We start from the raw sequence: 19,707 nt of genomic DNA, 5'->3' as shown, positions 1-19,707 counted from the left end.
GGAAGCAGCCCTGACAACGACGGGACGGGTCGGCACTGTCAGACGGCCCGGGTCTGGCAAGCAGCGAGGAGAAGGTGTACGAGAGGAACCGCTGTCCGACGCCCCGTAAGTGTCCCGCTCGGCTCAAATCTGGTGGATACGGGCCGGGTTGCAGCGCGTGAGCCGTCACCCATCCGGGTGGCGTTCAACTCCGAAGCCGGTTTTGAGGCCCGGCGGGGAGGCCATGCCGAAAGCCTGCGGCGTAGGTATGGCGAAGCTGTCGGGGTAGAGGCGGACACCTCCCTCCTTGATCGATTCCGTGGTGAACGTGGGAACCGCCTGCGGTCGCCCTTCCCACCGGGCAGCCAACCCCGGGGCGGGCAGGTCCGTTGCCGACTGAGGGCCGTCGGGCGGGGCGGAGGTCTCGTAGTAGTCCGAGCGCGCGAGAGGCGCGTACATGGCGAAGGAGACCAGAAAGTCAGCAGTGGACGTACTGGAAGGTCAGGAGGCTGTCGCCGGTGAACACCGACGAACTTGACTCTGCTCTGTTGGGAGCGGAGCGCAGGGTACTGAGGATCCAGACCAAACTGCACTGTTGGGCCCGTGATGATCCTCATCGCAGGTTCGATGATCTGTTCAACCTCGTTGCCGATCCCGCGTTCCTTCTGGTCGCGTGGGACCGGGTGCGGGGCAACAAGGGAGCACGCACGGCCGGGGTGGACGGGCGCACGGCCCGTTCCATCGAGGCTGGGCAGGGTGTCGTGAATTTTCTCGACGCGTTACGGTCGCAGGTCAAGGGCCGCACTTTCTGCCCGCTGCCGGTGCGGGAACGGATGATCCCGAAGTCGGGTGGCAAGTTGCGCCGCCTGGGGATTGCCACCATTGCCGACCGGGTGGTGCAGGCTTCCTTGAAGCTGGTGCTGGAGCCGATCTTCGAAGCGGATTTCCACCCGTACTCTTACGGGTTCCGCCCGAACCGTCGTGCTCATGACGCCGTGGCCGAGGTGCGCTACTTCGCGTCCCGCTCCTATGAGTGGGTTGTCGAGGGCGACATCACGGCGTGCTTCGACGAGATCTCCCATCCGGCCCTGATGGACCGAGTGCGGGAACGAATCGGGGACAAGCGTGTCCTGGCACTGGTGAAGGCGTTCCTCAAAGCAGGCATCCTCGGCGAGGACCGCATGCTGCGAGAGAACCGCGCCGGAACCCCGCAGGGTTCGATCCTTTCCCCGCTGCTGAGCAATGTGGCCCTGACGGTCTTGGACGAACACATCGCCCAAGGACCCGGCGGACCCGCTTCCAGCCAGACAGAGAGGGCCAAGCGCCGTCGTCACCGCCTGCCCAACTACCGGCTCGTCCGTTACGCGGACGACTGGTGTCTGATGGTGTCGGGCACGAAGGTCGACGCGGAAGCCCTCCGGGAGGAGATCGCAGAAGTCCTGTCCGCGATGGGCCTACGCCTATCACCGGAGAAGACCCTGATCACCCACATCGACAAGCGCCTCGACTTTCTCGGCTGGCGCATCCAGCGCCACCGGAAACGAGGCAGCAACCGGCACTACATCTACACCTACCCGTCCGGAAAGGCCGTCAAGGCCATGACCGGCAAGGTCAGGATGATGTGCCGGACGACGGACACGAGCCAGCCGCTCGATGCCCTGCTGCGTCAGCTCAACCCGGCGCTCAAGGGCTGGTGCGTCTACTTCCGGCCCGGCGTGTCCAGCGCGACCTTCGCCTACCTGAGCTACTACACGTGGCGCCAGGTCGGGAGCTGGTTGCGCCGAAAGCACCGCCGGTCCACGTGGAAGGACCTCCGCCGCCGCTACTGCGACGTCGGTTGGTGGCCGGCCTCGGAGGAAAGGTCACTGTTCAACCCGGCCAAGGTGACCACCACGCGTTACCGCTACCGGGGAACAGTCATCCCGACCCCCTGGCCCAGCCTCGAATGAGGACAACACGCGGGTCTTGAACAGGATTTGCGGAGCGCCCGGTGCTCGGAAACGGGCACGCCGGGTGCGGGAAGCGGTCTGGGGAAACGGACTGGTCGATGAGGCCAGAACCGCGCCCCGGATCGACTTCACCACCCACCTGGCTGCCGGAATGCGCCGCTACATCGCCGCCCGCGACTGGCTGACCGTCTTCCAGCTGCCGCCCTACGCACCCGACCTCAACCCCGTCGAGGGCCTGTGGTCCGTACTGCGGCGCACCACCTTGGCCAACCGCGCCTTCGCCGACCCCGACGACCTGATCATCACCACCGTCCGCCAAGGACTACGCCGGCTCCAATACTGCCCCGAGGTCCTCGACGGCTGCCTCACCGGTACAGGACTCCGACCCGCACCACCATGACGACATCACGCATTCAAGGACAGTAGGCGGAGCTGCGAGGGCTGCTCGGTGCCGGGCTCGGACACGCCTACTTGCAGGACGGCGGCCGCTGCGCGGCGGGCTTGGAGGTGGTGACCGTCACCGACATCGCCCACCTGGACGTCGACCTGACCTGAACCGCGAGCGGTCCGGGCCGCTGCAGGCCAGGGCAGCTTCGGGAGAAATCGATCTCATCAGGAACCTGCCATGACGGAAATGAACGAACCCCCCACTGCTGGCCGGCGGCTCACCCAGGCCGAGAAGCAGGCGGTGATCAACAGCCCGGAGGCGCTTGCGGCAAAGGCTCGCGACCCCTACGTGGTCAAGCGTCGTCAACTCTATGCAGAGAGTGCCGCAGGTGTGCTGGCGGACCTGGCCGAATGCGGGTTTCCGGTCGGCAGCGTGGGCGAGTTGCGTCGCGGGGCCGTGAAGTACCAGGCCGCGGTGCCTGTGCTGGTCGACTGGCTCTCGCGGATCTCGTACCTTCCGCTCGTTGAGGACATCGTCAGAGCGCTCTCAGTTCCCTTCGCGAAGAAGCAGGTGCTTCCGATCTTCCTGCAGCTCTTTCGGGTTCCTCCGAGAGTGGAAGACCCCATGCGGCCGAAGGATTCGGAGCCTGGCGAGGAGCATATCCGCTGGGTGATCGGCAATGGGCTCTTCGTATTCGCAGGGCCAAGTGTCGCCAACGATCTGATCTCGCTTGCTACGGCCCGGGAATACGGGGACGCCAGGAGTCAGATTGTTCTCTCGCTTCCCAAGACGAAGGACGGCAGAGTGCCCGGAATTCTACTGGACCTGATAGATGACTCCAGTGTTGCACCTTCTGCAATCGAAGCGCTCGGAAAGATGAAGTTCAAGGAAGCGCGTGAGCGCATCGCCTCGCTTGTGGAGGATCCTGACGAGAATGTTCGGAGTCAGGCCAAGAAGGCCCTAAAGCGTATACATGCTTAATTCCGGGAATGTGCTTCGTGAAGCACGTTGCCCACCAGAAACTTATTTCTGGTGGGGCGGAGTGATTGACAGCAACGCCGACGGCAACGCCAGCAGATGAGACCTGCTGCGGGCGGGGGTTCAGGCTCGTGGCTATCGTGGCGGTCGTCGACGAGGTTGACGAAGGGCTGGAGGTCGGCGTCGGCAGGGGCGAGTCCGGCGTAGTCGCGCAGTGCGTTCCAGGTGGTGAAGAGGACGTGCCCGGCACGCGCTGGGTACACCGCCGGGAACCTGGAGGCCGGCAGCACTCTCCGCTACGACGCGGCTGACAAGATGACCACCTCAGAGGTCGCGTTCCTGCTCGACGACGACGCTGCGGTGGGCGGAGCAGCGCTCGATGCCGCGTAGGGGATCAGGCGAAGTCTCTCGACGACGCGGCTGGTCGCCCTCCTGTGCTCCGGTGCCGACTGTGGCGGTCCCCCAAGGGGCGCAGGGTCTGGGCCTGCGAAAGCCACGCCGGCGTCAGCAACATGTGCCTCGGAAATCTCGGCATACCCCGCGCGCGTGACCACTCGGTGCGCCTACCCGGGCTTCCACGTCCTGGCACCGTGCGCCCTTGCGCACCGAACCAATGGACAGAAGCACGCTCGAAGCAGGTGCAACACGAGGAGCGCGCATGGACCGTTTCAGGCATCAGCATCCAGATCCTGGGAAGCCCGGCGGTGCGTCGGGTCGGTGTCGCGCGTCGGGGCGGCGTAGTACGCACGGCGAGGGTGCTGGGCTGGCTGGGCAGTTGGCGGAGCAGTTCGGGTCTGAGTTGGTGCGGGCGTTGCGGGCTGGGTTGGCGTCGGGGCCTGAGGCGGCTTTCGGGGCTCGGATGCCCTCGGAGGTCAGTTGGTACGCCTTTGCCGTGGACTATGCGCAGGCGCACTGGATCGGCCGTTCCGCTCATACTCGGCGGGAGAGGAGTGAGGCGCTGGCCGCGATCACACGGGCGATGCTCTATCCGGTGCCGCGGCGGCCGAACGAGACTCTGTTGCACCGCTCCCTGCAGAGCTGGGCGTTCACTGAGCGAGGACCTCAGGCGGAAGAAGTCCCGGCGTCAACCCGGCGGGTGCTGGACTGGGTGGCGCGTGCGTCGCGTCCGCTGGCCGATCTCCACGACCCGGCCGTGGCCCGCGCCGTGCTGGACGCGCTCCACCGCAAACGTGACGGTTCCGCCGCCGCGGTGGAGACCGTGCGGCGTAAGCGCAAGGTCCTCTCCAGCGTCCTGCACTACGCCGTCGAGCGCGGCGAGCTGTCCAGTCACCCGCTCAAGCAGATCCGCTGGAGCACCCCTAGGCTGCAGGCTCGCAATCTGCTCAGCGCGGTCTCTTACGTCGGCAACTACGACCGTGCCAAGGGTCGGCGGCTGGTCGGCTTCTTCGCCGGCATGTACTACGCCGGACTGCGCCCGGAGGGGGCGGCAGCCGTTGCTGCGACCGACTGCACCCTGCCCACCACCGGCTGGGGACGCATGATCGTCAACCGCACGCTTCCGCAGGTGGGCAAGAAATGGACCGACAGCGGGCGCCGGCACGACGACCGCGGACTGAAGAACCGCCCACCCGGCGACACACGAGTGGTGCCCCTTCCACCCCACCTGGTCGCGATCTGGCGCGAGAGCGTCGACACCTTCGGAGTCGCCGAGGACGGCCGCCTGTTCTTCAACGAACGCGGCGGCATCGTCGGCTCCACCACCTACTACCGCGTCTGGGCGGAAGCCCGCACCCTCGCCCTGCCACCCCGCTGGATCCCCACCCCACTTGCTGCACGTCCCTACGACCTGCGCCACTCAGCCCTGTCCACCTGGCTGTGCTCGGGCGCCGACCCCGCCGAAGTCGCCCAGCGCGCAGGCAACAGCGCCGAAGTCCTCCTCACCCGCTACGCCAAGTGCCTCTACGACCGGCCGTCCATCACCAACAACCGGATCGAGCACCTGCTGACCGCGTACGACCCGCCCACCCACAACGAGGAATAGTCACGCCATCCATCAGGGAAACGACCACCGAATCCGTTCGCATTTCATCAACCGGAACGGCATCATGCCTAGTCAGGCAGGGGACGGATGGAGCGAGTCTCCACCGTCACTCCGCAGAGATTAGCGGTTCGTGACGGCATCGTCCGCAGGCTTCTGACCTGGCATCAGGCAGCGATAACGGGCTGTCACCCGCCACGAGACCGCGGAAGTGCAACGGTCAAAGGACCGTTTGCCTTCTGGCATGAACACAGAGGGCCCTGCCCTGCATACCTGCAGGTCAAGGCCCTGATCATCTGTGCCCCCGGCAGGATTCGAACCTGCGCACACGGCTCCGGAGGCCGGGGGAGTGGGGAAGGGCTATGGGCCTCTGACCAGCGAGGGAGGCCCGTCCGGGCGGTGACCTTTGGGAGATCATTACGCCCCTATTACGTGAGCCGCCTGTCCGGGGCCCGGGGTGCCCCGTATCGTCGGAGGCATGATCTCGGGCAACGGCGAAGAGTCGCACGCAGCCGAGGAGTTCACCGCGGAGAGCGCGGGTGCCGCGCTACGGGAGGCTTGCGCTGCGGCCGGGCTCGATCCCGCGGACGCGAAGCTGCTGCGACTGGGCTCGAACGCCGTCTACCGGCTGTCGGCCGCCCCAGTGATCATTCGTATCGCCCGTGATCCCGACAGCCTGGACGCCATGGAGCGCGTGGTCCGCGTCGCCCGCTGGCTGCGGGAGCAGGACTTCCCGGCGACTCGTGTCCTGCCCGGCGTGAGCCAGCCGCAGACCGTTGACGGCCGCGTCGTCACGTTCTGGGAGAGCGACCAGGACCGTACGGAGTACGCGACGCTCGGCGAGCTGGCCGACCTGCTGAAGACGCTGCACTGGCTGGAAGAGCCGGAGGACCTGAGGCTCCCGTATTACGACCCCTTCGCCAAGGTATGGGCCTCGGTGCGGCGCTTGAACGGCATCGCGGACGAAGACCGGGCCTACCTGGAGACGCGGGCCGGCGAGCTGAACAAGGAGTACGACCGCCTGGACTTCGTGCTCCCCTTCGGGATGATCCACGGGGACGCCAACGTGGGGAACATCCTCCGCCACCGTGACGGGCACGCCGTGCTCATCGACCTCGACGGCTTCTCGCTCGCGCCTCGCGAGTGGGACCTCGTGCTCACGGCGCTCTACTACGAGCGGTTCGGCTGGCACACGCGCGCGGAGTACGAGGAGTTCGTTCACCGCTTCGGCTTCGACCTCATGAACTGGCCCGGCTACCAGGTGCTCGCCGACGTCCGGGAGCTGATGATGACGCTGTGGCTCGGCCAGCAGGTCACGACGAACGAGCGGGCCGCGGAGGAGTTCCCGCGGCGCGTACGCGACATCCGGACCGGCGGCAGCCGCCGTGGCTGGCAGCCCTTCTGACCGTTACTGGGCGACCTGACCGGCCGTGGCTGCCCACAGCCGGTGCTCCGCGGCCTGCTCGTGAAAGTTCCGGGCTGCCGCACTGTCACCGGCCGCAGCGAGGCTTCGCCGGAACTCCGCCAGGTAGCTGACGCACCGCGACGACTTCAGTTGCTCGCCAAGGTCCAGCGCACCCAAGGCCACCTGGCAGGCTTCCTCCACTTCCCCGGCCCGTGCGTGCGCGTCCGCGAGCACCATCGTCGCGAAGAAGTCGCTGCGGACGTGGCTGCCGCTCATGGCGTTCTGCGCGTGGCCGACAGCTTGCCGGGCCCGGTTCACGTCCCGGAAGCAGTGGGCGGCCTCGGCGGCGAGTTCGGCTTCGTCAAAGTAGGTGATCCACTCGGGCTCTTCGCCGCTGTTCCTGCTCTCCAGTGCCTTGGTGGCTTCCGCGAGGGCGAGTTCGCAAGCGCGCGTATCTCCCGTACGGGCAAGGGCGCGTGCCTCCATCGCGTGGAACTGAGCCATGAGCGTCGGTGTCGCCACACGGGAGATTCCCATGCGTGCCGCACGGGCGAGCGTCGCGGCCTCTATGAAGTTGCCGAGAAAGGTCGCCTGGTGGCTCATGGCGGACAGGATGCTTCCGGCGAGACGACGATCGTCCCCGTCCTGGGCCAGGCGTAGGGCCTGCAAGAAGTACCGCTGCGCAAGCCCGTGGTGGCAGGTGTCGTACGACATCCATCCGGCGAGGAGCGTCGCCTCCGCCACGGTGGAGAACAGCGCACGGCCGACCCCCTCCGTGTATGTGCCGGTGAGCAGCGGTGCCACGTCCCGGCTGAGGTACTGCACGACGGCCTGGCGTGCGTGCTCCCCGCCGAAGCGATCGTCTAACTGAGCGAAGACGTCGGCCGTCGACTTGACCATGGCGACGTCAGCGAGGCCCACTTGCACGCTGTCCGACCCGGGGCGGCTCGGGAAAGACGGCTCCGGAGCCACCAGCCAGCGCAGCGAGGCTTCGTTCCATGTGGGTTGCTGAGCCTCCGAGAGGATCAGCGGTTCGTAACCGTTGAGGTCCGCGCGCCACAGCATGCCGACTGCGCGGAAGGCGTCCTCCGGGGTCGGTGGGTAGTGCGCGTCCAGTAACCGGGCGTCCTGGCCGGCCAAGTGGTTCAGCCCGAGTTCCGCAGCACTCACGCCGAGCGCTTCGCAGATCAGCGGGCCGTAGAACTCGTCCGGGATGCTGTGGCCGTTCTCCCAGCTCGCAATGCGACGCTTCACGCTGGCGTCCTGCGGAAGCGTGTCCCCTCGGCCGGCGGCCTGCCGTCGCATCTCGCGTACCAGCCGCACCTGGCCCCAACCGCGCCGCTGTCGCGCAGCACGGAGCAGATGGCCGAAGGGCTGGTCGGTGCTCGTCTCGATCGTCTCCCGGCTCGGGCCGAAGCTGTAGGCGTTCCCGTTCCGAATGTACGGAACGTGAGACGGCTGTGTCTTCCCGTAAGGGAGATCCCCGCCGGAATCGAGGACGACACCGGGGTGACGTGCTCCCGGAGGTGTCGTCATCCCACGTCACCTCTCGTCATCTGCCCAGTTCAGGGCCAGCCGGAGCAGGGTGGTCACACGGCGGCGATCACGCCGCAGGATGCCCAACCGAAGTGGGTCGACGTGGAGATGATGACGAAGCGCGGAATGTCCTGGCTGTCAGCGACCGCCGAAGATCCGGTGGACTGCCGCTTGGTGTGGACCGCCGACCCGCGCCACCGTACGCCCTGCCCGCCGGTCGCTACTTCGATGTAGTCGTGATCGAAGAGCGCGTCGGCATGGAGACCTACGAACAGCTCGATCGGTGCGCGATGCCGCTCGGCCCTGTGATGGTCGACTGGGCGTCCCGGCAGACGGGCTTCTTCCTGCCATCGCGCTCCCGCGAGTGCTTCGAGCGCATGGTCAAGCACGAGACGACCGAGACTCCGAAGTACCGCTACCTGAGCAAGGGCTCCACGGTGGTCGTCCCGGGCCCGATGCCGCTGTCCGGCGATCGCTACGCCTGGCTACGCGCACCGATGCGCCGCCCGGAGGCCACGATCGCGCGCACGGCCGCGCTGGCCGCGATGTTCGTAGCAACTGCCGCCCTGGTCTCTCGCGCCGATCGCTACCGGCAGGAGTACCAGGACATCCACGCAGCCGTGGAGGTGTCCACTGATGCCCAGCGAGCATGAGAGCCCCGACGACGAAGCGGCCCGCTGGTCCCCGATCGAAAGCCAGGAGTGGTGCGCGGCACGCAACGCGGTCTCAGCCCTCCGAGACGTCCTGATCGCGGCCGGCATGGAGCGGGACTTCCCCTACCTCCGCGCAGACCTCAACGCCTTCGGCCACGGCCTCATCGAACTCGGCCGCATCTCCCCGGAAACGGTGGAACGCCTGGCGGAGCTGCTGCGCCTGGCCCTGACGTGTGATCAGGACTCGCGTGGGGCGACGCCCCCGGACACTGGAGCGAGGAGGCACCCATGACGGACCCCCGAGGCGTGTGCGCCAAACGCGCCGAGAACCTGACGCCTGGTGTCCCGTACATCCGCGGCTGGGCAGAGTCCAAGAAGAGCGTCGACGCCCTGGCGGAGATGCTGACAGCCCTGGGCCTGGAGACAGACTTCCCGTCCCTCAAGGCAGACGTGAACATCCACGGCGAGGGCGTAGTACGCCTCGGCCCGATCCGCCCAGCAGCAGCGGAACTCCTGACCCACCTACTCACCGCGGGCCTCTCCGCCGAGATGGCCAACCAAGCAACTGCCCCCGAAGCACCCCCAACCGCCCCCGCGGCATAGCACGCGTCCCGGAACTCCGACCATCCCCGGGTCGGATCCGGCCCCGATGCAATCCGCTGGTCCTCTCCGCCAGCTGTCGGCATACGGGGCCTCCGCCATTCCGCAGCGCGAGAGCATTCGCAGACCCACAGAAGGTACTCGCCGCCTCGGCCAGATCGAGGGCAGGAACGCCCGCCGGAGCACTGCTCCCCGCTGCAGTTCCGGGGCCGCCCTCAAGCATCCGCGGCTCTGCCGTCTGGCCGGGACCGGCGCCCCAGCGCCGCAGCCCGGCCGGACCGGCAGGAACCGCTCGGTGGCGTACCGCACCGGAACTAGATCCGTACCATCGTGGTTCAGCCTTGCTGGACTTGTCATTCACCGTGATTCCTGGCCCGATCGGGGACGTATCGGGCTCGAGGCGTGCGATCGACGCCTGCTTGTAAGTTCGTCGGCTACGCGCTGATGGGCAACTCCCGAGCCCGCTGACGGGCTTTGGCCCTGAGGTCTTTGAGGTGGTCATGGAACGTGTTGCTGCGGTTCTGGTCGAGGTTCAGAGGCAAGTCGAGCTGAGAGATGAGCATGGACTCCAGGGCCCACGGTTCGCCGTGCCTGATCCAGCACACCCGCGCGTTCTCTGCCATCCATTGACTGAGGACGGCTTCCCCAGCCGTGCCGAATGTCATGCGTTTGCCGCTACCGACACGGCGCAATTCAAGTCCTAGAAGGCATCCGAGAGTGAGTCGCAGCGTCGAGCCGGCCGCGTTTCCCCGGTAGTGGTACCGCACGCGCTTCCGTAGGTTTTGCTTGCTGGTCCGGTTCGCCATGTATCGCGGAGCTATCCCGACGTAGAGCATGCGTCCCGCGTTCAGGTCCTGGTGGGGTGGCTGCTTGAAGTGCCACCCATAGACTCCCGCCACTGCTGGAACAGGGCACGGACGCATCAAGACTTCCGATGCCGACCAGAGTCGGTCGGGACTGGTGAGAGGAGCAGCTTCCACGAACCCTCCAAGTGCGCCACGGCTAGTAGTCGCAGGCTACTGGCTGAGGCCGACAGAGGATCTTCGGACTTGCGGCTGACCTCGGCCCTGTGCTTGCGAACCCTGCGTGACTCGCACCGGAAGTCGATGTTGACCTGCGCCGATGGGTGTGACGGCTCTCAGGTCGTCAGCCCCTACTCCACGAATGATGATCGAGATCACCTCCCGTGTCCCATGCGAGCCTGGCACGGTCTCGTCTGAATCCAGGTGAATGGGTGCGTAGTTGGATTCTGCGGCTGTACCCTCTCCTGGGCAGCGACGGTCACCTGGGAAGAATAAGGGTGTGTTCATGACAACTTCTCCTCGTGCTCATATTCTGAAGGAGCTTGTATTCCCGGCTCGCTACGAGTTCTTGATCGAGCACGTGGGTTCCGAAGTGGCCCGATTGGTCGTGGCGCCACCTAGCCAAGTTCTGTATGCGCTTGAATTGGCCGCTCAAAGTGTTCGTGCGCGAGGCGAGGGGTTATTTGTTCCGATTTACGCCCCTTCGGGGACAGGGAAGACTACGCTGGCCAGTAATCTTCGTACCTTTCTTCCTTCTCAGTTCTCGGCCACCATCCAGCACAACGGAGCCGTCACCTTCGATGAGCTCATAGCTGCTGTGACGGAAGGTGCCCGTTCAATTGCGCAAAATGATGACAGAAGTATCCCACTTCTTATCGACCACCGTGAGAGCGCCCCGGCAGATACGGTGGAACTTGCTGCGATCAAGCGTTTCCTGAGGGATCCGGTAGGCCGGCGAGTCGTTATCTGCTGGCCTGAAACTTCTGAGGACTTGGCAAAGTCCATGTCCGCTGATTACCAGAACATCGCTGGGCGTCCCCCCATGGATCTCCCGCTGCATGTCGAAGGGCCACATCGGGATGCCTGGGTGGCGATTGCGACGAATACCCTCCAGCTGTCCAACAACGTTGATTCACTAGAGTTGCTCGGAGTTGACCCCCGAGACTATGATCCGAACGCGTATAGCACGCTAGGTGACTTTCTGCGTGCCATCTCGGACGATTTCACCAGGAATCGACTCGATATTCTGCAACGGACGCGCCTCCCTATCCGACTTGCAGTGGTGGTTGTTTCGGCGAGTACAGATCCTGGCGTCTTGATGCACCTGACCAACAGCAGCAGGTTCGGGTTCGTCGACGGTAACGCACTGCTGGCCGCGACTCCGGGAAGCGTGGTAGGAAAGTGGTGGGCGCAACGTCGTGGACTACTAACGCAGATGATCGTCCAGCTGGATGCGCGAGTATTCGGCTTGCCGCCAGCCGTCAGTGTCCCCGTTCTGCGTCGCTTTGGCCCGGAAGACGTAAAGGATAATCTGCAGAAGCTTGAGATTGCGGACAAGGGTGCCGCGTCGGTATCCCGCAATCTGGGGCGGAGCGACTTCGGCAAGTATCTGCTGGGAACTGCCACATCGACCTACGAGACGAGGGGCACTCCCTCGCACGTCTCTACCCCGGCATTTGATTTGCTTTCAGAGCGGGGCTTCACGCACGGGGCCGACAAAGAGCTAAATAAGGCTGTGCTGGAGGCCGTAAAGGGATTCACGGAGGTCAACGGGATGGAGGCAGGCGAATTCAAGGCTGAAGAGCGGATGGAATTTGCTCCCCTCATCCCCGACACGTCTTTTGTCGTGAACGGAGAAGCGATCTGCATTGAGTACACGTGGCGATCTGGTGATTATCTGACGAACAAAAATCGAGCGGCTATTGCGGTGTATATTTTGCAGAAACTTCAAAACTACGCCCGTGAGTTGGGTTATGTTGATTGATATTCGCGAAGATTGGCGGAGGCGCAATGATGGAGTCAAGCGCAGTGAGGTCTTGAAGACCGTCGTGGCGCAACCCGCCATCGTGGGAATGGAATCCCACACTCTCCACCTGTGAGCTAACCAAGTTGGACACTGCTGACTAGCTCCTCGATCTACTGCGATGCGACGCTGGTCCCGTGGTTTCCCGACAGATGGGGCACGCAAAGGGCATAGCGGCGCAGGGGAGGTTGAAGGCTCCGCGTGGATGCGTCGATATGGATTGGAGCAACGTTCGGGCTGATCGGCACTATCGTTGGGGGTGCCGTGTCGATTGCAACCACGATCATGGCGAATAGGCTTCAGGCGAAAGCCGCTCGTCAGCAGGTGATTGACGAGCGCATCGACTCCGCTGCAGAGGTTGCAACGAGCGAATTTGTACGACTTAAGCAGCACTTTTGGGTCGGACTCGGATCCGGCCGCGAGGTCGAGCGGAATGAAGCCTGGGAAGAAGCATTACACGATCGACTTGCCGCTCTCGAGCCGGTGCTACTGCGCATGAGACACAGAGAGCTTCGATCTCGACTGCACTCGGTGACTGAATTTCTCCGCCACTACTCTGAAATAGAAGACATTACTTGGGATGGTCATCCCCTATTGCCGCAGCAGCTTTGTGAACATGCACTCGAATGCCTTGGGGCGTTTGTGCGTGATGAGCCCGTTCCTGAGCCAGACCGCAGTTTTTCGCAGGCTGATCATGTGGAGGCAGTGTGGTACAACAATGTGATCGCCCCGGTGGACGAGGATTGAGTCCCGGCTACTGAGGTCGGTGGAGCGATTTGGGCTGGAGCCTCCTTGGTGTGAGAGAGCTGTGGCCGTAAGTTGCCAGCGATTGGGGCAGGCTTTACCTCTGCCCGCAATAGCCCGATGTGACCCCATGATCTTCGAGGCTCGCGCCGAGGTGGCTGCCTGAAATCGCGGAGCCGACCGGTCCCGGCAACAGACCTTTGACGTCTGGTCGCGCCACTGCGCAGCACGCCGCCGGCGCCGGCCTTCGCGGGCGGAACGTCTGACATGGGCCCGAGTGGCGCGGCGCGCTGTGCGCGGCGCCTTGATGACGTAGAGAAAGTCTGAGCCCTGGAGTCAGCGGAGAGGGTAGCTGAGTTCCACGTCGTCGCCGGGGAGGTGGAACTCCTCTAGGGCGAGGGGCTTGTCTTGGGCGTTGAGCGATGTGCGGAGGATGTGGAGCATCGGGACGCCGTCCGGGAGGCGGAGCGCCTGGGCCTGATCGGGTAGCGGCATGCGGGTGCGGACGTGCTCTGTGAAGTGGAGTTCGTGGCCCAGCTCGGCGAGTGCCGTGTAGAGGGCTGGTGCCGGGGGCGGAGGCTCCTTCTCGTACTTCGTGCCGACGAGGACTGAGAACGGCACGTAGGTGCGGTGGAGTTGGCGGAGGCGGCCGTGGTCGGCGGTCTGTAGTGCGTCGTAGGTGAGCATCGGCTCGCCTGGGGGGATGCGGAGCAGGTCTGCCAGTGCGACGGGCGCGTCTGTGCGGGTGATCGCGGCGTCCTCAGCGTCGGTCCAACGGAGGCCATCGGCCTCGACGTAGCGGCCGTCCGTGTCGCGGCGCACGCCGCGGGGGCGCGTGAGGCTGGGGCGGCTGTGCGGGGAGCGGACGAACATCCCGCGGCCCATCATCACCTCCACCATCCCGGCCGCGCGCAGCTCCGCGATGCCTTGCCGAACCGTGGGGCGGGTGACGCCGAACTGCTTCGCCAGCACCTCTTCCGAGGGCAGCGGTTGGCCGGCCGGGTACTCGCCTTCCAAGATCCCGCGGCGCAGGTGTTCTGCGATCTGACGGTACTTGGCCTGGGCTTTCTCGGTTGGCATGCGGTTCTCCATCGGCCGAGGTCGGGGAGCGGTGTTTGAACCTGTGGACAGCTTGTCCACGGAATCCGACGTGCTCAGCTTCTCTCATTTCTGAGCGGGTTGACAATCCGTACTACGGGCTGCACTCTTGAGGTGCACCCGTACTACGGGTGGTCTAGCAGGGCCGGGGATCGTCCACGAGCTAACGCTCTGAGAGGAGTTGACAGCAGTGCCAGCACTACCGATCGACACCGCGAAGTACACGGGGATCATCTGCGCCGTCCCCCCTGCGCCGCGCATCGCGAACCGGGAGACCGGGCAGCTTCGCGTGGACCGCGAGACCGGCAAGACCCTGTTCCAGGTCGGCCTATGTCTGATGGCCGGGACCTCGGCGGACGTCGTGAACGTCACCGTGGTCGGTGAGCCCAACGGCGTGCAGTTGGGCATCCCGGTGCAGGTCCGGGACCTGATCGCCACTCCGTGGGAGAACGAGGGGCGGCACGGGATCGCCTTCCGCGCGACCGAGATCAAGCCCCTTGCCGCATCCGGGAAGGGGGCGGGGCCGGCATGAGATTCGCCTCCACCGGTTCCGGCGGGGGACCGTGGCCGCTCTGGGTCCTGGTGGGGGCCGCTGCGTTGGTGTCGGGTCTGCTTGTCGCAGGCCCGGCGCTGCGCCGCCGCTTCCCCGTGGCCTGGTGGCTGTGCCTCGGCTTCCCAGCAGCATGGTTACGAGTCGTCCGCACCTGGCGGCCGTTGATGGCCGGCTGCGGACTGGCCATCAGCCGCAAGGCGGCCCTGACGGTCGTCTCCGGGCTCGTCGGCAACGGGGCGCCGCCGCCCTTGCCGCGCGTGCCTCGTCGTGGCGCGGTACGGCCGACAGCCGGCGGGTTCTGGCTGCTGGTGCGGCTGCTGCCCGGCCAGGTACCGGAGGACTTCACCAAAGCGTCGCCCGCCATCGCTGAGGCGTGGCAGGTCCACGCTGTCCGCGCGACTCCGTACAGGCCCGGTGTGGTTCGCGTCGTCGCCTCGGCGGCCGATCCGCTGCGCGCACCGCAGATACCTCAGCAGCGAGGCCCCGGCCGACTGCTCCGCGTTGTCGTCGGTGTGCTGGAGACCGGCGTTCAGTGGGCCATCGACCTGCGGGCCGTGCCGCACTGGCTCATCGTCGGGGCCACGCGGTCGGGCAAGTCGACGCTGATCAACGCGCTCGTCGCCGGGCTGGCGCCGCAACCTGTGGCGCTGGTCGGGATCGACTGCAAGGGCGGCATGGAGCTGTCCCTCTACGGACCTCGGCTCTCCGCACTGGCGACCAACCGCGGGCAGGCGGTCAAGCTGCTGGCTGCCCTCGTCGACCTGACGCTTGACCGGATGGTGGTGTGCCGCTCAGCCCATGTCCGCAACATCTGGGGTCTGCCCGAGTCCAAACGGCCCGTCCCCGTCGTCGTGATCGTTGACGAGATCGCGGAGCTGTTCCTGATCGCGAGCCGTAGCGAGAAGGACGAAGCGCACGCCGCGGGCACGGCCCTGATTCGGTTGGCCCAACTCGGAGCTGCGCTCGGGTTGTTCCTCGTCGTCGCCGGGCAGCGCGTCGGCTCCGACCTGGGGCCGGGCGTCACGGCGCTGCGGGCCCAGCTCGGCGGGCGCGTGTGCCATCGGGTGGCCGATCCCGGTACGGCCGAGATGGCGTTGGGGGACCTCAACCCGGATGCCCTCAAGGCGGCTCAGGCGATACGGCCCGAGCAGGCCGGTACCGCGGTCCTGGCCTCGGGTGACGGGTGGGAGCGCGCACGCACTCACTTGATCACCGAGACCGAAGCGGAGGCTGTAGCGGCTGAGTACGCGCACCTCACGCCGCAACTGCCGGAATTGGCCGATGCCCTTGGCGGCATCGCCGACAAAAGAGACGGGTGAGGGGGCCCTCATGCTGTCACCGCATCGGCCGTGCTCCTCCTCGGCCTCCTGATCTGGTTCCTGCTGCGCATCCGCTACCTGCGCTGGGCCGAATTCCTCATCTGCGGAACGTTCGGCTTCCTCGTCGCCAAGACGGCCGCCGCGCCGGTCGTCCAAGCGGCCCTCGACGGAGTCAGCCGCTTCCTCGGCGGCGTCTCCTCCTGATCAACCCGAGTCGAAAGGAGGGGAGAGCCATGCCTGCGCACGTCATCCGTGCCGCTGACCGGCGGCCTCCTCCGACCCACAGCAAGACGGGCTCCCGGCGGGGCGCGAAGTCGCCAAACCCGACCCCGCCAGGAACCCACTCCATCCGCCACATGCGTAGAGAAAGGAGTACTCACACTTTGTCCACCGCGAATCGTTCGCGCAAATCTCCTCGGCAGCGGTGCGAACTGCACGACGAGGAACAACCGACCTGTGCCGGCCGTGAGGAGATCGTCCTCGTCGGTACGGACGAGGTCGAGCAGCGACTCTGCCCGGCACACGCCGCAGCGTGCTGGCTGACGGACCCGACGCTCCGGTTCAGCGCCAAGACCCGGCCGGAGGCCATTGCCACGGTGATGCACTACGCGTTCGGGGAGTCGCGATGAGCGGCCGGCCGACGCCCCTGCCCGCGGGGGTCATGGCGCTGGTCGAGCGGGCATCGGAGCCCGGCTTCGAGGCGTGGCGCCGCAACATCATCCGGCTGGGCGGCTGCACCAACCCCGTGCACCTGGTCGGCAGCGCCACCGTTGTCGACATGGCCACGGGGGAGGCCCTGCTGTCGTATCCGCCGGAGGAACACGGCGGGCGGATCCTGATCGCGTGTGGCAATCGGCGGGCCACTGTCTGCCCGGCCTGCGCGCAGATCTACCGCGCGGACACGTACCAACTCGTCCGCGCCGGCCTCGTCGGCGGCAAGGGAGTGGGAGAGGCGGTCGGCGAGCACCCCCGAGTGTTCGCCACCCTCACCGCTCCCGGCTTCGGGCCGGTGCACACGCGGCGTGAGCGCGACGGGCGGGTACGTGCCTGCCGCCCCCGGAAGCCGGGGGAGCGCTGCCCGCACGGGACGCCGGTCGGGTGCCACGAGAGGCACGTGGACGGTGATCCGCGGCTCGGTGAACCGCTCTGCCCGCGCTGCTACGACTACGCGGGAGCCGTGCTGTGGCAGGCCCGTTCCGGGGAGTTGTGGCATCGCTTCGTGCTGGAGCTACGTCGCGAACTCGCCCGGCGAGCCGGGCTGTCGCGGACGCGGCTCGGTGAAGTGGTGCGGCTGTCGTACGCCAAGGTGGCCGAGTACCAGCGGCGCGGCCTGGTCCACTTCCACGCCGTGATCCGGTTGGACGGTCCGGACGGGTCGGCGACACTTCCGCCGGGCTGGGCCTCGACGGATCTCCTGGCGGGTGCTGTGCGTGAGGCCGTGGGGCGGGTTCGGCTCGTCTCGCCCGGTGCTGAGGTTGTGGGGCGGCGCGTGCTGCGGTTCGGTACGCAGCTCGACGTCCGGCCGGTCGCGGCGTTCGGTGCGGGGGAGCGGCTGAGTGCGGCTGCCGTTGCGGCGTATGTCGCGAAGTACGCGACGAAGGGGGTCGAGTCGGCCGGCGCCGTGGACGGTCGGATCCACGGGGCGCGGGAGCTGGTGCTGCTGCCGGTGCGGCACCACACCTTGCGCATGATCGGCACGTGCTGGTGGCTGGGCGGCCTTCCGCCGTTCGAGCCGCTGAGGTTGCGGCGGTGGGCGCACATGCTCGGCTACGGCGGTCACTTCTCCACCAAGTCGCGCCGCTACTCGACCACGCTCACGGCGCTCCGGCAGACCCGTGTCGCGCATCGGGCGGAGGAGCAGCGGGCGGCCCTCGGGCTCGATGGGCGGTCCACGGCTGTCGTCGGCCAGTGGCGGTACGTGGGGCGCGGCTACTCGCCGGAGGCGGCCCTCGTCGCCGCATCCGTCCGTGAGGGCGGTGGTCGTCATGGTGCGTGAGCGGGCGACAGAACTGCTGACTGTCCGGCAGGTTCTCGATGAGCTGGGCGGCATCTCCCGGCGCACCTTCTACCGCTGGCGGCAACTGCGGACCGCGCCGCGATGCATCCGGCTCCCGAACGGCGAGCTGCGAGTTCGGCGCGACGTGCTGAACGACTGGCTGGAGGAGCGTAGGGAGGGGGCGGCGTCGTGAAGTCGTACAAGGTCGCCGTCTGGAAGCTGAGTATCAACCGGTCGGCAAAGAAGCCGACGTACCTCGTCCGGTGGTCCGTGGACGGCGAGCCCTTCCACGAGTCGTACAAGACGAAAGGGCTGGCCGACCGCTTCCGTGCGAAGCTGCTTCGTGCCGCGGACAAGGGCGAGCCTTTCGACACGGTGACGGGGCTGCCGGACTCGCTGCGCGGGGGTAAGGCGGCGCTGTCCTTTCTGGAGCTGTCGTTGACGTACGTCGATCACCGCTGGGCGGAGGCGTCGGCGAAGCAGCGCGACAGCATGACCGACTCCCTGGCGACGGTTGTCCCTGTACTGGTCAAGCCGGTACGGGGGCGGCCGGCGGCGAAGGTGATGCGGAAGGCGTTGCGCTCGTTCTTCCTGCCTCTGCCTCGGCGCGAGCGGGAGCGGCCCGAGGAGATGGTGGCGGCCGTGCGGTGGCTGGAGAAGGCGTCGCTGCCGGTGGCGGAGTTGCAGGAAATGGCCCGGGTGCACGAGCTGATTGACGCGCTGGGGCGGAAGCTGGACGGCAAACCGGCGGCAACGCACACGTACCGGCGGCGCCGGGCGGTGGTCTTCAACGCCCTGGAGTACGCGGTCGAGCTGGGCACGCTGCCGTCTAATCCGCTCGGTCGTGTACGTCGCAAGCGCGGGCACCGGGCGGTGCAGGAGGTCGATCGCCGCGTGGTGGTCAATCCGCGGCAGGCCCGGGAGCTGCTGACCGCGGTGACGTACGTCGGTGGTTGGGAGCGGGCCAGCGGCCGGCGGCTACGGGCGTTCTTCGGGTGCCTGTACTACGCCGCGCTGAGGCCGGGTGAGGGACTGGGCCTGCGACGCTCGGACTGCACGCTGCCTGCCAAGGGGTGGGGCCGTATCGAGCTGGCCGAGACCCGCCCGACGGCGGGCAAGGCGTGGACCGACTCCGGTGAGGCGCACGACCGGCGAGGGCTGAAGCAGCGCGCAGACGGTGAGGTGCGCACCGTACCCATCCCGCCGCCATTGGTGCGGCTGCTGCGCGAGCACTTGGAGGAGTTCGGTACGGCCAAGGACGGCCGGCTGTTCGCCAGCGAACGGGGCAATGTCATCGCGGCCTCGTCCTACTCGCGCGTGTGGAAGCAGGCCCGGGAGCTGGCATTGCTCCCGCCGCAGGTCTCGTCAGTGCTCGCGGCCAGACCATACGACCTTCGCCACGCGGGCGTCTCCCAGTGGCTCAACTCCGGCGTCCCTGCGCCGGAAGTGGCCGCACGCGCGGGGCACTCGGTCGACGTGCTTCTAAAGATCTATGCCAAGTGCATCGACGGCCAGGAAGCCGAGATGAACACCCGGATCATGCAGGGACTCGGAGAGGAGGAATAGGCAGGGAAGGCTTGGAAACAGGAACGGGCCGCAAGGGTCACAGACACAAGCCCCGGAGAAATCCGGGGCTTTGTCACTGTCCCGTCTCAACGAAGTCAGGCGTCCACAAGGCGCTGAC

Annotated in this window: 20 protein-coding genes and 1 pseudogene; 18 read left to right on the top strand and 3 right to left on the bottom strand. The window is 66.5% G+C overall.

Annotated features, from left to right (window positions below):
• Positions 1-497 precede the first annotated feature (497 nt).
• From ltrA to ABGA99_RS14950, 6 genes and pseudogenes are all read left to right on the top strand, one after another.
• Positions 498-1,928, top strand: coding sequence for a group II intron reverse transcriptase/maturase (ltrA, locus tag ABGA99_RS14975; protein ID WP_347578358.1), 1,431 nt, complete (start codon positions 498-500; stop codon positions 1,926-1,928).
• Between the two features lie 133 nt (positions 1,929-2,061).
• Positions 2,062-2,328, top strand: a pseudogene (locus ABGA99_RS14970) (transposase); the annotation flags it as partial.
• Positions 2,329-2,553: 225 nt separating this feature from the next.
• On the top strand, positions 2,554-3,297 hold the full coding sequence (locus ABGA99_RS14965) for a HEAT repeat domain-containing protein (RefSeq protein ID WP_347578357.1): 744 nt from the start codon (positions 2,554-2,556) through the stop codon (positions 3,295-3,297).
• A gap of 225 nt (positions 3,298-3,522) precedes the next feature.
• Positions 3,523-3,684: a hypothetical protein gene (locus ABGA99_RS14960; RefSeq protein WP_347578356.1), complete on the top strand. Its 162-nt coding sequence runs from the start codon at positions 3,523-3,525 to the stop codon at positions 3,682-3,684.
• Between the two features lie 502 nt (positions 3,685-4,186).
• Positions 4,187-5,296, top strand: a complete 1,110-nt coding sequence (locus ABGA99_RS14955; RefSeq protein ID WP_347578355.1) for a site-specific integrase — start codon at positions 4,187-4,189, stop codon at positions 5,294-5,296.
• A gap of 475 nt (positions 5,297-5,771) precedes the next feature.
• The gene (locus tag ABGA99_RS14950) at positions 5,772-6,698 is read left to right on the top strand and encodes an aminoglycoside phosphotransferase family protein (RefSeq protein ID WP_347578354.1); all 927 of its coding nucleotides are present in this window, start codon (positions 5,772-5,774) and stop codon (positions 6,696-6,698) included.
• Positions 6,699-6,701: 3 nt separating this feature from the next.
• Here the strand turns inward: ABGA99_RS14950 and ABGA99_RS14945 are convergent, their stop codons facing one another.
• Positions 6,702-7,952, bottom strand: coding sequence for a hypothetical protein (locus tag ABGA99_RS14945; protein WP_347578353.1), 1,251 nt, complete (start codon positions 7,950-7,952; stop codon positions 6,702-6,704).
• 518 nt (positions 7,953-8,470) lie between these two features.
• Between ABGA99_RS14945 and ABGA99_RS14940 the strand changes: the two genes are divergently transcribed.
• The 3 genes from ABGA99_RS14940 to ABGA99_RS14930 are packed head-to-tail and all read left to right on the top strand — an operon-like array spanning position 8,471 to position 9,490.
• Complete coding sequence (locus ABGA99_RS14940; RefSeq protein ID WP_347578352.1) at positions 8,471-8,887, top strand: hypothetical protein; 417 nt, start codon at positions 8,471-8,473, stop codon at positions 8,885-8,887.
• Positions 8,871-9,179 (top strand): hypothetical protein, encoded by a 309-nt coding sequence (locus tag ABGA99_RS14935; protein ID WP_347578351.1) that lies wholly within the window; start codon positions 8,871-8,873, stop codon positions 9,177-9,179. The genes ABGA99_RS14940 and ABGA99_RS14935 overlap by 17 nt, the downstream gene beginning before the upstream one ends.
• Positions 9,176-9,490, top strand: coding sequence for a hypothetical protein (locus ABGA99_RS14930; protein ID WP_347578350.1), 315 nt, complete (start codon positions 9,176-9,178; stop codon positions 9,488-9,490). Before ABGA99_RS14935 ends, ABGA99_RS14930 begins: the two co-directional genes overlap by 4 nt.
• A 431-nt stretch (positions 9,491-9,921) precedes the next feature.
• Here ABGA99_RS14930 and ABGA99_RS14925 read toward each other — a convergent pair whose 3' ends face one another.
• Positions 9,922-10,293, bottom strand: a complete 372-nt coding sequence (locus ABGA99_RS14925) for a GIY-YIG nuclease family protein (RefSeq protein ID WP_347578349.1) — start codon at positions 10,291-10,293, stop codon at positions 9,922-9,924.
• Positions 10,294-10,789: 496 nt separating this feature from the next.
• Here ABGA99_RS14925 and ABGA99_RS14920 point away from each other — a divergent pair, with 496 nt between their 5' ends.
• Positions 10,790-12,274 (top strand): hypothetical protein, encoded by a 1,485-nt coding sequence (locus tag ABGA99_RS14920; protein WP_347578348.1) that lies wholly within the window; start codon positions 10,790-10,792, stop codon positions 12,272-12,274.
• Between the two features lie 240 nt (positions 12,275-12,514).
• Entirely contained in the window at positions 12,515-13,060 is a 546-nt protein-coding gene (locus tag ABGA99_RS14915; RefSeq protein WP_347578347.1) for a hypothetical protein, read from the top strand.
• Between the two features lie 333 nt (positions 13,061-13,393).
• Here the strand turns inward: ABGA99_RS14915 and ABGA99_RS14910 are convergent, their stop codons facing one another.
• The gene (locus tag ABGA99_RS14910; RefSeq protein WP_347578346.1) at positions 13,394-14,137 is read right to left on the bottom strand and encodes a GntR family transcriptional regulator; all 744 of its coding nucleotides are present in this window, start codon (positions 14,135-14,137) and stop codon (positions 13,394-13,396) included.
• Positions 14,138-14,345: 208 nt separating this feature from the next.
• On the opposite strand from ABGA99_RS14910, the gene ABGA99_RS14905 reads away from it, so the two are divergent.
• The 7 genes from ABGA99_RS14905 to ABGA99_RS14875 all read left to right on the top strand — a co-directional run bounded on the left by ABGA99_RS14905 (position 14,346) and on the right by ABGA99_RS14875 (position 19,589).
• A complete protein-coding gene (locus tag ABGA99_RS14905; protein WP_181785710.1) occupies positions 14,346-14,687 on the top strand; it encodes a hypothetical protein in 342 nt (113 codons plus the stop codon).
• The gene (locus ABGA99_RS14900; protein ID WP_347578345.1) at positions 14,684-16,027 is read left to right on the top strand and encodes an FtsK/SpoIIIE domain-containing protein; all 1,344 of its coding nucleotides are present in this window, start codon (positions 14,684-14,686) and stop codon (positions 16,025-16,027) included. The genes ABGA99_RS14905 and ABGA99_RS14900 overlap by 4 nt, the downstream gene beginning before the upstream one ends.
• 30 nt (positions 16,028-16,057) lie before the next feature.
• On the top strand, positions 16,058-16,231 hold the full coding sequence (locus tag ABGA99_RS14895) for a hypothetical protein (RefSeq protein ID WP_347578344.1): 174 nt from the start codon (positions 16,058-16,060) through the stop codon (positions 16,229-16,231).
• A gap of 179 nt (positions 16,232-16,410) precedes the next feature.
• Positions 16,411-16,656, top strand: coding sequence for a hypothetical protein (locus ABGA99_RS14890; protein WP_347578343.1), 246 nt, complete (start codon positions 16,411-16,413; stop codon positions 16,654-16,656).
• Positions 16,653-18,023 (top strand): replication initiator, encoded by a 1,371-nt coding sequence (locus ABGA99_RS14885; protein ID WP_347578342.1) that lies wholly within the window; start codon positions 16,653-16,655, stop codon positions 18,021-18,023. The genes ABGA99_RS14890 and ABGA99_RS14885 overlap by 4 nt, the downstream gene beginning before the upstream one ends.
• Positions 18,013-18,216 (top strand): helix-turn-helix domain-containing protein, encoded by a 204-nt coding sequence (locus ABGA99_RS14880; protein ID WP_347578341.1) that lies wholly within the window; start codon positions 18,013-18,015, stop codon positions 18,214-18,216. Before ABGA99_RS14885 ends, ABGA99_RS14880 begins: the two co-directional genes overlap by 11 nt.
• A complete protein-coding gene (locus ABGA99_RS14875; protein WP_347578340.1) occupies positions 18,213-19,589 on the top strand; it encodes a tyrosine-type recombinase/integrase in 1,377 nt (458 codons plus the stop codon). The genes ABGA99_RS14880 and ABGA99_RS14875 overlap by 4 nt, the downstream gene beginning before the upstream one ends.
• Positions 19,590-19,707 lie beyond the last annotated feature (118 nt).

This window comes from Streptomyces sp. B5E4, assembly GCF_039871555.1.
In the GTDB taxonomy this organism is placed as follows: domain Bacteria; phylum Actinomycetota; class Actinomycetes; order Streptomycetales; family Streptomycetaceae; genus Streptomyces.
The sequence above is the reverse complement of the archived record's forward strand: the minus strand, read 5'-3'. Positions and strand labels throughout refer to the sequence as shown.

What these genes read in the sequence shown, in the direction of transcription:
- ABGA99_RS14935 (WP_347578351.1), top strand. Translation starts at nt 8,871, where the DNA reads ATGCCCAGCGAGCATGAGAGCCCCGACGACGAAGCGGCCCGCTGGTCC.
- ABGA99_RS14965 (WP_347578357.1), top strand. Translation starts at nt 2,554, where the DNA reads ATGACGGAAATGAACGAACCCCCCACTGCTGGCCGGCGGCTCACCCAG.
- ABGA99_RS14930 (WP_347578350.1), top strand. Translation starts at nt 9,176, where the DNA reads ATGACGGACCCCCGAGGCGTGTGCGCCAAACGCGCCGAGAACCTGACG.
- ABGA99_RS14925 (WP_347578349.1), bottom strand. Translation starts at nt 10,293, where the DNA reads ATGGCGAACCGGACCAGCAAGCAAAACCTACGGAAGCGCGTGCGGTAC.
- ABGA99_RS14950 (WP_347578354.1), top strand. Translation starts at nt 5,772, where the DNA reads ATGATCTCGGGCAACGGCGAAGAGTCGCACGCAGCCGAGGAGTTCACC.
- ABGA99_RS14880 (WP_347578341.1), top strand. Translation starts at nt 18,013, where the DNA reads ATGGTGCGTGAGCGGGCGACAGAACTGCTGACTGTCCGGCAGGTTCTC.
- ABGA99_RS14885 (WP_347578342.1), top strand. Translation starts at nt 16,653, where the DNA reads ATGAGCGGCCGGCCGACGCCCCTGCCCGCGGGGGTCATGGCGCTGGTC.
- ABGA99_RS14900 (WP_347578345.1), top strand. Translation starts at nt 14,684, where the DNA reads ATGAGATTCGCCTCCACCGGTTCCGGCGGGGGACCGTGGCCGCTCTGG.
- ABGA99_RS14910 (WP_347578346.1), bottom strand. Translation starts at nt 14,137, where the DNA reads ATGCCAACCGAGAAAGCCCAGGCCAAGTACCGTCAGATCGCAGAACAC.